The following is a 10898-nucleotide window of genomic DNA, read 5'->3' as shown; positions in this document are numbered from 1 at the left end:
TATAAAATAATGTTTAATCAAAAAAACACGCCAGTCTCAATGGCCGACAAAAACTATTACCGGGTCTTAGGCCTAACCATGCTTTTTTCGGGTCTATTGCTAAACCCAATATCTCAGGCTATTGCTGTTGAGTTTAGCGCGGATGCGGTAGCTGAGTCAGAGGGGCAGTGGTGGAGCACTTACACCTTAGCGATTAAAAATACAGGAGCAGAGTCAGCGGATATGCGCGATGCGGTAATCGAATTTGTATTACCCGTTGCGATTAACGATATAGGTTGGCAATCATCGGCGCTATCCCATCCTACGTGGAGTCTATCTCATACCGCTCAAGCGGGCGGTATTCTCCATTCAGTGGCGCTTAAATTCCCTGAAGGTGCTTGGGTTGACAGCGTTCTGAATGCCTCAGAATCACTCTCCTTGACGATCGCTTTTGCTGGTTCATTGGAAAACCTGAGTGCTTTTGAAGATTCTGTTATTGTGAAAATGGAAGGGGGCATCACACCACCGCCCGATTTTTCGCTAGATATTCTCTCTCCAGCGCCAAATTCAGTGGTATACACGGGCACAGACGTTAGCATTATGGCTCGTGTTGATGGTGAGAGTGCCGGTAAGCTTGAGTTTTGGGCTAACCAAGACAAAATTGCTCAACAACCATTGAAGCAAGGTGTCACCGAGTATCAGCAAGTGTGGCAACCGAAAGAAATAGGAGCCGCTTCCATTTCAGTTATCGCGTTCAATGAGGAAGGCGATAAGCTCTCTGAGCAAAGCGTGCCTGTTTCTGTCGAGTCAGAATCGACGGCGCCTAATCCTCCGGTCGTTGAGTTCATTTCCCCAGAAGCGGCATCATCCCACCCACAAGGTACAAGTTTGACGATCTCTGCTGAAGTGACCGATGCTGATAATGATCTGGCTACCGTTAAATTTTTTGCTAATGACACCGAAGTTTGCAGTATCGATGCCAAAACAGAGCAAGTGTTCTCTTGTGACTGGACCCCTCAAACGGCCGGAAGCGCTGCATTACGTGTTGAAGCGCAAGATGATGAACGGCATGTAACACAAAAAAATCTGACGATTACGGTTACTGATGTGAGTGGTAGTTGCGGTGACGTTGCTCAGTACCAAGATGGCGTGAGCTATCAAGTGGGAGATGAGGTAACCAATATTGGCCATATCTACGCATGTAAAATCGCAGGTTGGTGTGGTAACCCAGTATGGACACCGGGTACTGGGCATCCAAATTATCCAGATGCATGGAAAGATGCATGGAATGACGTTGGTGAGTGCGATCCTAACCCTGTTCCTGAAGTGCATGTTCAATCGCCAGAAAATGGACAAAAAATAGCACCCAATCAGCCATTTGAGGTGGTCGTTGAGGCGACCGACGATACCCAAGTGGCGCGTGTCGATGTTCAATTGAATGGCGAAGTCGTTGCAACATCCACCTCTTCTTCGGGCGATCTTTATACCATCACTGTGCCTGCTCAAGTTGAAGGACAATACACACTTACGGTTGCCGCGTATGACGATCAAGGCGCAAGTGCTCAAACTGCACCGATTTCGATTGCCATTACTGATAAAGATCTGCTGGTGTCACTCTCTTCCCCTGTAGACGGTTCAAGCTTCTTTGAAGGCCGAGCGATCTCAATCAAAGCGGATGCTAAGAGCTATGAAGGCGAGGTGGCGTCCGTGACGTTTATTGCCAACGGTAAGGTGCTGAATCAAGACACCGAAGCACCTTATGAATATGAGTGGATTGGAGCGCAAGCAGGCAACTACGCTATTTACGCAAAGGCGCTCAACAGTGCCAATCAAGAGCAAATGTCAGCCCCATCCAATATTACAGTGAAAGAGAGTACCGGTGGTGGTGGCCTTGCCGATAACCCAGACCGTGCCATTAGTTATCTCACTTCTTGGGGATTAAACGATTATGAAAAACTGTTTAATTCTGAAGGTGACGGTTATTTATTATCGTTCGGTCAATGGGATGCTAGCGGTAACATTACGATTTCTGATGACATGGTGACCCCACCAAGTTACAACCCAGATTGGATGCCATCTCAGTACTTAGCGTGGTCAACCTTAAAACACGATAATAGCAATGTCACCATGATGGTCGCGTTTGGTGGTCAAACTTATGAAAGTATTTGGTCTGCGATTGGTAGCGATGCAAATCGGGAGGCGGTGGCCAATGGCCTCGTTGAATTGGTCAACAAACCCTTCCCTGTCTATAAGAAGAACCTAAAACCAGAAGAGGTGGTGGGTGACTGCCTTGCGACGGGGGGTGATGGCCAATGTGATTACAGCAAGTACCAATTAGCGGGTTATGTGCAAATTGATGGTCTTGACTTCGACTTCGAGAAAGCCGCGCGCATTACCGATAAAGAGAACCAAGACCTAACCGCATTGATTAAACTGATACGCCAAAAAGTGGGAGACAATAAAGTGTTGTCGCTGACCACATACCATGTCGGTGCTGATCCTGTGGCATGCATGGATTCAAGTGTGTTTGAAAATTGTTCTTACGTTGAGCCATCAGGTCGCTCGTCTCACCATGGTGAAGTGATCGATCTGTTACAAGCAACCAAGAACGATTTCGATTTCTTCAACGTCATGACCTATGACGCCGGCCAAAACTTCCTCTACGATGTCGCGATGGCTAATTACGCTCAATACATTGGAGATAAGTCGAAGATTGTTTTAGGCAATACGATCAATAGCCAGTGGGGGCCAAACGGCAATTTTGTGGAGAGCCGTGAAAACAACCTCAACCGTGCCAAGTGGCAAAAAGAGAATGGTTACGGTGGTTTCTTTATCTGGGCGTTGGGTTCAAATAATCAAAGTCTGAGCATGGAACAGCAAGTCGAGTATTTCAACGAAATGATCAGTGTCAGTAAGTAGCCTACATGGTTATTTTGTGAGTTAACTAGATAACGGAAGGCCATGGTGCCTTCCGTGTTTTTATCCATCGTCATCAACTTAATCTGAATCGCCGAAGCTGAAATAGAGAACCTCATGCGATATTTTTGATTTTTTATGAATGCTGTATTAGACATAACAATATTTAATTTTACTTAATGAAAATTTGGTCATTCCCAGCTCCTATTTTGCGGCCAGGCAACCAGTTACCCTCCACGCCATTACAACGTGACTACTTCAACGTTCATCGCTATATAAATACATAAAAACCAATAAGATTTTTTCCGTTACGGTGAACTTTGAATTACTTCATGCTCAGGCGAGTCGAAATCCATTGTAATAGAGCGACTCAATAGCCACAGTGGTGATGCGATGTTAGTTAGAAAGGTTTCTAGAGATTTGGCTTCTGCTCAAGCGCGAGAAAATTGGTTGGCGTATTGGCAACATTTTAGCCGTGAAAGTCAGGCGTTTTGTTCCGAGATTAACTGTTTAGCACCGTCTTCTCAGGCGATGTTGGTAAAATGCGATAAAGATGAGGAAGGGGTGTTTGTGATCCCACTTTGTCAGTGTCATAGCGACAACTTAGAAGGGGTGCTGGAAATAGGGGAGAGTACCGAAGTGCTCCCCTTCCATTACACGTTATAAATCAAAGCGGTAGTTAGCGTTTTTGGTAAAGCCGCTCAGGACGACCTACCCGACCATGCTGGATACAAGCTTCCAGAAAACCACTGGCCACACAATATTCAAGATAACGTCTGGCGGTGGTTTTGCTGATCCCAATCGCTTGTCCTAACAACTCTGCGGTGTACGCGGTTTGTGGTTCATGGTGATAAATCTCTTGGATTTTGATCAAAGTAAGTTCATCTATCCCTTTGGGTAAACTATCTAGTTGCTCAGTTTTAGCCTGAAAATTAAACAGTTCATCAACGTGGCGCTGATTGACGCTGTCATTAGCGCGCAGCGAGCTAGTGTATTTTAGATAACGCTCCAGCGAGTTTTGCACTCGATCATAGGCAATTGGTTTTAACAAGTAATCAAATACTCCGCAGCGAACGGCTTCGCGTACTGTCTCCATATCGGAAGCGGCAGTGATAAAAATCACATCTGGTGCTTGCGGTTGATGAGTTAGCTCCTTTAAAAACTCTATGCCACGACCATCGGGTAGGTAGTTATCTAAAAAAATCAGTTTAGGCTTGAGAATGCGCACCATGTTACGTGCTTCATTAATACTTTGTGCCACGCCAACAGGGCGAAAGCGGGTAGTTTGTTTGAGATAAAAGCTGTGCACATCAGCAATGCTCGTTTCATCCTCTACGATCAATACGTCGATTAATTCCATCATAATCAGCTCTTATTATGCCCTTCAGCTAGTGGTAAGTGGTTTTCCGCCACAAGTGTTTTGGGTCGATTGGGAATAAAAATAGAAAAAATAGTCCCTTGCGGCTCTGCACTGTCGATAAGTATCGAACCATGAGCCTGAGTGACAAATCGATGAACAAGGTAAAGTCCAATACCGTGTCCTTGCTGGTTTTTGCTACTCACTCCCTTGAGAAACAAGGTTTGGGCAATGTCGGCAGGAATGCCATTGCCATTATCTGCCACTTCAATCACCAACTCTTCACCGTTATCGGTCAGCAGCAGCGATATGGTTTTATTGTTGTTTGGGTTTTTTAGCGTCGCTTCAAATGCGTTATCCAGTAGGTTACCGAGCACTGCCGCCAGCTCATCTGACGTCATGCATTGCGGCTCTTGATGTAGATGTGACATCGGGTCGAACTCCAAGCACAGCCCTAGCTCTTTGGCACGGCTGTATTTACCGAGCAGTAATCCTGCGATCACTTTAGGATGAAAGGTCTGGGAGATGAAATCGATCAGTTGCTGCTGCTCGGCCGTTTCACGGCGAATGGTTTTGACGGCTTCATCGTATGCGCCGATTTGAATTAACCCGCCGATGGTGGAGAGGCGGTTAGCAAACTCGTGGCTCATTACGCGTAGGTTATCGTTGTGCTGACGGATCTGGCTAAGCTGGGAAGTCAGCGTATTGAAGTCGTTGCGGCGACGAAAACTCACCACCCAACCAATTTGCTGTTGCCCTGAATTGATTGGCACACGGTTCGCCACCAAGGTTTCACCATTACAGCTAATCAGTTCATCTTGCTGGCTGGTGCTGTTTTGCTGTGCTAACTGACCAAACGGACTAGCACCCATGAAAAAGTAAGTCGGAGTGATGAACTCTTGAACATTACGTCCAATCAGATGATTCGGTTGGTGGGCAATGCCAAGAATATTCAGTGCCTTAGCGTTCACAGAAAGGATTTCACCTTTCAAGCTAATCGCAACTATTCCTTCATACACACTTTGTAGAATGGATTGCTGCAGGTTGAGGTTCATGGCGATCTCTTCCGGCTCCATATTGAACATCTGTTGCTTGATATGGCGGGTAAACAGCCAAGCGCTCAATCCAGAAAGCAGCATGAGTAGGGCCACAGTACTGAGCATTGGATAGGAGTAAATGCGTAGCCAATCACTGATATGATCGAGTAAATAGCCCACAGAAACCACACCCAGAACCTGTCCGGAAGGTGAGACAACAGCAGCCTTACCGCGAATTGCCCAGCCTAGGCTGCCTTTTTGGGTTGAGGTGTAATATTCGCCCTCTTTTAACGCTCTACTGCTGTCACCGCCTTGCATGGGTAAACCAATTTTTCGCTCATCTGGATGGGCAATGCGAATACCATTGGCATCGCCAATCACAATAAAGTTGGCATCTGAAATGCGTTGTAGGCGATCGATTTTAGTCTGTACTTCGGTGAGACGATTTTGTTGGATTAGGGCAATTAAATTGGGGTCAGTCGCAATCTCACGCGCTTGAATCAGAGCCTTAGTGCTGATCTGATCTTGTAGGGTTTCACTAAGAGTTTGATGGAAAAAGCCGGCTACCAGCAAAAGCTGGATCACTACCATAGCAACCAGTAGTGCACCGACCCTTTGCTGAAACGAAAGAGTCTGGCAGACTTTGGTGTGTAAAAAGTGGGCTAGTGATATTTTCATGCCGGCGAGTCTATCCTTGCTATAAGTGAGGCTTATTGATTGGAGTCTAAGAAACACCAATCAATAATGTCTATCCCATCACATATTTGATCATAACTCCTGCCGCTACTGCAGAGCCAATGACCCCAGCGACGTTTGGTCCCATGGCATGCATCAGCAAAAAATTCTGCGCGTTGGCTTCTAGCCCGACCTTGTTGGAGACGCGTGCCGCCATCGGCACGGCAGAAACTCCGGCTGAACCAATCAGTGGGTTGAGTTTGGTGGTGGAGAAACGGTTCATCAGTTTAGCCATCAAAACCCCTGCGGCAGTACCGACACAAAACGCAACAATACCGAGCACCAAAATGCCGATAGTTTGTGGCTGGAGGAATTTATCCGCCATCAGTTTCGAACCGACTGATAGGCCAAGGAAAATAGTCACTATGTTAATCAGTGCGTTTTGCGCTGTGTCGGATAAACGCTCCACCACACCACACTCACGCATCAAGTTGCCAAAGCAGAACATACCGAGCAGTGGCGTTGCAGAAGGCAGTAAGAGCGCAATCAAAATCAGTAACAGCAGTGGAAAGCCAATTTTTTCTAGCTTGTGTACCTGGCGCAGTTGATGCATCTGAATTTTGCGTTCTTCTTGCGTGGTCAGCGCACGCATTATCGGCGGCTGAATCATAGGCACTAACGCCATGTAAGAGTAGGCTGCGACCGCAATTGCCCCCAACAATTCAGGTGCGAGCATGCTCGAGACGTAAATTGCCGTAGGGCCATCCGCACCACCTATGATGCCAATCGCCGCAGCTTGCGCCACGCTAAAATCCATTACCCCTAAACTGCTTAATGCCAATGCACCCAGTACGGTAGTGAAAATACCAAACTGAGCCGCCGCACCGAGCAGCAGGGTTTTGGGGTTAGCGAGCAGTGGACCAAAATCCGTCATTGCCCCTACGCCCATAAAAATGAGTAGAGGCCCAACTCCGGAAGCGATAGCCAGGCTATAGAACAGATAAAGCATGCCATCGCTGTACTGATACTGCTCGGCGAGCAAGTGCAAGGTGGTCATTTGTAGTGGCGTTGCGCTACTCAATGCTTGCTTAATGTCCAAAGGCATGTACGAGCTAAGTTGTAGTACTTTTGAAAAGGCCGTCATCACTTCCGGTTTGGCGGCATACAAGGCATTTTCTATCGCCGACATGGCAAGCCCTGCATCAGGCAGATTAGAGAGAATGCCACCAAACCCAATAGGCACTAGTAGCAAAGGCTCAAAGCGTTTAAAAATAGCCAGATAGAGCAGCGTTAAACCGACAAGGATCATGATGGCTTGCCCCCACTGGAGGTGGAATAGGCCAAAATCACGCACCATAGCTAAAACGTTTTCCATTATTTTTGTCCCTGATTATGCTAGTACTAGCAAGGCTTCGCCGACTTGTACTGCATCGCCTTCATTGACTTCAATGACACTGATCACTCCAGCACGTGGTGCGCGGATTTCAGTTTCCATCTTCATCGCTTCTAAGATCAGCAGGACATCGCCTTCAGCCACTTCATCACCTGCTGCTGCATGAATTTTCCAGATATTGCCAGAAAGGGGTGCTGCGAGGTTTTCACCTTCTGCTGCACTCGGTACTGGTGCGTTATTGGCCGACGCTGCTGGCGCGACATGTGTCAGCTCGCCGCCTTCATCTACCTTCACCACATAGCTTTGGTTGTTGACGGTAATGGTGTAGACACCGTTACTTGCGACGGACTGACTTTCCACTGACGCGGCTTTGGCTTTTGCCGCAGGCATTTGAGAGGCGTCACCAGTTTTTGCTGCTTGTGGTGCGGGTTCAAATGCTTCTGGGTTATGGCGATTCGCGAGGAACTTCCAACCCACTTGGTCGAACAGCGCAATGGTCAGCACATCATCAATCGCATTCTCGGCGAGGGTTATGTGTTGCTTTTTGGCTTGCTGCAATACGCGGTCTTGCAAGGTTGGCATTTCTGCAGTAATCAAATCAGCGGGGCGGCAAGTGATGGGCTCAGCGCCAGCTAATACTCGGGCTTGCAACTGTACGTTGACCGGCGCAGGTGTTTTACCGTATTCACCTTTCAGTACTCCGCTGGTTTCTTTGGTGATGGTTTTGTAACGCTCACCCATTACGACGTTGATCACCGCTTGTGTACCCACGATTTGTGACGTCGGAGTCACTAGTGGCAAAAAGCCAAGCTCTTCACGTACACGCGGGATCTCTTCGAGCACTAAATCGAGTTTATCCAGTGCGTTTTGCTGTTTGAGTTGGCTTTCCATGTTGGTCAGCATACCGCCCGGGACTTGCGCCACCAAAATACGTGCATCACTGCCTTTCATCATGCCTTCAAAGGCGTGGTATTTTTTGCGTACATCGCGGAAATAGGTCGCAATATTTTCGAGCTTAGCGATATCCAACCCGGTGTCGTAGCCCGTGCCTTGCAAGGTGGCGACCAGAGATTCCGTCGCTGGATGACCATAAGTGCCACTCATGCTGGAAATCGCGGTATCGACCCGATCAACGCCCGCTTCAATCGCTTTGAGTAAGGTCATATCGGCAAGGCCAGCAGTAGAGTGGCAGTGCAGATGTAATTCGACATCCACTTGTCTTTTCAGGGTTGAGATTAACTCTTCGGCAGAATACGGGGTTAAAATGCCGGCCATATCTTTAAGGGCAATAGAATCGACACCCAGCTCCGACAGTTGCTGTGCTATGTCGACCCAAGTTTGTAAATTGTGCACTGGGCTTGTGGTGTAACAGAGCGTGCCTTGCGCATGTGCGCCCATCTTTTTCACCGCTTGTAGAGCTTGTTGCATGCTACGCACATCATTCATCGCATCGAATACGCGAAACACATCCATGCCATTTTTCACTGCGCGCTCGACAAAGGTATCCACTACATCATCAGCATAGTGACGATAGCCGAGTAGGTTTTGTCCGCGCAGTAGCATTTGCAGTGGCGTATTGGGCATGGCTTGTTTGAGCAAGCGTAGGCGTTGCCATGGGTCTTCGCCTAAAAAGCGGATGCAACTGTCAAAAGTCGCGCCTCCCCAACATTCCAAAGACCAATAGCCGATCTGATCTAATTGCTGCGCAATCGGCAGCATGTCGTCAATCCGTAAGCGAGTGGCAAAAAGAGATTGGTGAGCGTCGCGTAATACGACATCTGTTACACCTACGCGTTTAATCGCCTGAGTCATCTGTTATTTCTCCTTCACTAAGATAATTTTTGTTGTGCTTTATGGTGATGGATAGCTGCAGTGAGCACCGCGAGCAACTCACCTTGGTTTTGTTTGGATTTAGCCTTATTGGCTGGTGTTTTTTTATTGCCCGTTTTGGTTGGTACTTGAGGCGGGGCAAAACGTACAATCAAGTACGACATGGTGCGAGTTGCAAATACTAAGAAAATCAAAAAGATGAACACAAAGCCCATCCCCAGGGTCAGCAAATTAATCCCTTCGAGGAATAGTGAGGTTGATTGCATAGTCACTTCCAGTGATAAAAACAGGGTTGAAAATAGGGAGAAAAAAGAGGCGCGCTAGGCGCGCCAAATAATCCCAAGGAGCAAGGGTTAAAGAGTTAAACAAACATACCGAACACCACGCTGGCGATAACGAGCACAATGCCGCCACCCAGACGTGAAGAGATTTGTGCGTAAGAGAGCAAATTCATACGGTTAGAGGCCGCGAGCACTTCAAGGTCACCAGAACCGCCGCGATTAGCCATACACAGACCTGCGGTGATAGAGGATTCAATAGGATAGAAGCCCATCGCCCAACCACCTAAAGCAGCACCCAAAGTCGCCCCAAGTACAATAACAGTGGCAATAATCACGTTAGTAAAGGTTAAGGCATTGATGATTTCCGCCAGATCGGTGTAAGCAATACCAACGCCGACCATCAATAGCCACAGCATCTGTTTTGAGAAGAAATTCGACAGGCGTTTCGCGCCCTCTTTGATTTCATCACTGCACAAACCCGCCGCGTTAAGGATGGCGATGATCACCACCATGTAAGCAAAAGTGTGGATCTGAATCGAGCCAAAACCGGGCAGAATTTCTTTCGATAAAGCGTAAGAGAAGGTGTACACACATGCGGCCAGCATTAAACCAATCGCAATTTCACGGTGAGTGATATTAAGATTTTGGGCTTCTTCATTGACGTCTAGTTTTGAGCTGCGTACTAGCTCGCCATTGCCAGTTAATAATGGGATCTTTTCACCAATAATGTTCAGAGCAGCAGCTACGATGATAGCCACTATATTAGCGATAGTTAAAATGGCGACCGCTACTGAGTAGTATTGTTCTTTTGAACCACCAGTGACCGATTCATATATCTCGGAAAGTGGAATTGCACCTGCGCCATTACCACCGCCCATAATCGGCAGCACATACAGCATCATGATGCGATCAGGGGTGATACCAAATACGAGGCCGATAGCGATACCAAATATCGCCGCACCGGCAACCGCAGCCAGAATGGTCGGAATGTAACCGGCTAGAGAGCGGATCAGTAGTTTACGGTTGACCGCCAAAATGGAGCCAGTAATGAGTACTGCGATGAACAGATCCAAGAACTTGCTCTTATCCATCACTTCGGTCACGGTTTTTATTTCACGGTCGCTGAGCCAGCCCATGTGGACGAACCAAGCAGCAACCAAGAAAATCATTACCGGTGCACCGCCGATGTATTTATTAAAAATAGGTAGGCGTTTGCCAACTTCGCCAAATATCGCGCCGATGACAAACATAAAAGAAAAACCACCGACCAGACCGCTAGGTAAAGTGTCAGTAATATGGGCGGCTAATACAGTGATCAGTAAAAATAAAAATAAAGGGAGTGGAGTGCCAAATATTTTTATCTGGCTTAGATTCAATCCACCTTTTGACTTTTTATCTAAATATAGGGTTTTTTCGTTCATGTGTTGATT

7 protein-coding genes and 1 pseudogene are annotated in these 10898 nt (G+C 47.3%); 2 read left to right on the top strand and 6 right to left on the bottom strand.

The window, feature by feature from the left end; translation table 11 throughout:
• The first annotated feature begins 9 nt into the window (after positions 1–9).
• Both B9J84_RS10485 and B9J84_RS10480 read left to right on the top strand, forming a co-directional pair.
• A complete protein-coding gene (locus tag B9J84_RS10485; protein WP_094124082.1) occupies positions 10–2898 on the top strand; it encodes an Ig-like domain-containing protein in 2889 nt (962 codons plus the stop codon).
• A gap of 390 nt (positions 2899–3288) precedes the next feature.
• Positions 3289–3561, top strand: a complete 273-nt coding sequence (locus B9J84_RS10480; protein WP_017048247.1) for a hypothetical protein — start codon at positions 3289–3291, stop codon at positions 3559–3561.
• A 13-nt stretch (positions 3562–3574) separates the two neighbouring features.
• Here the strand turns inward: B9J84_RS10480 and B9J84_RS10475 are convergent, their stop codons facing one another.
• The 6 genes and pseudogenes from B9J84_RS10475 to B9J84_RS10450 all read right to left on the bottom strand — a co-directional run bounded on the left by B9J84_RS10475 (position 3575) and on the right by B9J84_RS10450 (position 10889).
• The gene (locus B9J84_RS10475; RefSeq protein ID WP_017048248.1) at positions 3575–4258 is read right to left on the bottom strand and encodes a response regulator; all 684 of its coding nucleotides are present in this window, start codon (positions 4256–4258) and stop codon (positions 3575–3577) included.
• 2 nt (positions 4259–4260) lie between these two features.
• Entirely contained in the window at positions 4261–5967 is a 1707-nt protein-coding gene (locus B9J84_RS10470; protein WP_017048249.1) for a sensor histidine kinase, read from the bottom strand.
• Positions 5968–6037: 70 nt separating this feature from the next.
• Positions 6038–7339 (bottom strand): sodium ion-translocating decarboxylase subunit beta, encoded by a 1302-nt coding sequence (locus tag B9J84_RS10465; RefSeq protein ID WP_017048250.1) that lies wholly within the window; start codon positions 7337–7339, stop codon positions 6038–6040.
• A 15-nt stretch (positions 7340–7354) separates the two neighbouring features.
• Complete coding sequence (gene oadA / locus B9J84_RS10460) at positions 7355–9169, bottom strand: sodium-extruding oxaloacetate decarboxylase subunit alpha (protein WP_094124081.1); 1815 nt, start codon at positions 9167–9169, stop codon at positions 7355–7357.
• 17 nt (positions 9170–9186) lie between these two features.
• Positions 9187–9556, bottom strand: a pseudogene (locus B9J84_RS16235) (OadG family protein).
• Positions 9549–10889 (bottom strand): 2-hydroxycarboxylate transporter family protein, encoded by a 1341-nt coding sequence (locus B9J84_RS10450; protein WP_094124083.1) that lies wholly within the window; start codon positions 10887–10889, stop codon positions 9549–9551. Before B9J84_RS10450 ends, B9J84_RS16235 begins: the two are co-directional and overlap by 8 nt.
• Between the last annotated feature and the right edge of the window lie 9 nt (positions 10890–10898).

The organism is Vibrio sp. V03_P4A6T147, from assembly GCF_002241085.1.
Classification (GTDB): Bacteria; Pseudomonadota; Gammaproteobacteria; order Enterobacterales; family Vibrionaceae; genus Vibrio; species Vibrio anguillarum.
The sequence above is the reverse complement of the archived record's forward strand: the minus strand, read 5'-3'. Positions and strand labels throughout refer to the sequence as shown.

What these genes read in the sequence shown, in the direction of transcription:
- B9J84_RS10485 (WP_094124082.1), top strand. Translation starts at nt 10, where the DNA reads ATGTTTAATCAAAAAAACACGCCAGTCTCAATGGCCGACAAAAACTAT.
- B9J84_RS10480 (WP_017048247.1), top strand. Translation starts at nt 3,289, where the DNA reads ATGTTAGTTAGAAAGGTTTCTAGAGATTTGGCTTCTGCTCAAGCGCGA.
- B9J84_RS10475 (WP_017048248.1), bottom strand. Translation starts at nt 4,258, where the DNA reads ATGATGGAATTAATCGACGTATTGATCGTAGAGGATGAAACGAGCATT.
- B9J84_RS10470 (WP_017048249.1), bottom strand. Translation starts at nt 5,967, where the DNA reads ATGAAAATATCACTAGCCCACTTTTTACACACCAAAGTCTGCCAGACT.
- B9J84_RS10465 (WP_017048250.1), bottom strand. Translation starts at nt 7,339, where the DNA reads ATGGAAAACGTTTTAGCTATGGTGCGTGATTTTGGCCTATTCCACCTC.
- oadA (WP_094124081.1), bottom strand. Translation starts at nt 9,169, where the DNA reads ATGACTCAGGCGATTAAACGCGTAGGTGTAACAGATGTCGTATTACGC.
- B9J84_RS10450 (WP_094124083.1), bottom strand. Translation starts at nt 10,889, where the DNA reads ATGAACGAAAAAACCCTATATTTAGATAAAAAGTCAAAAGGTGGATTG.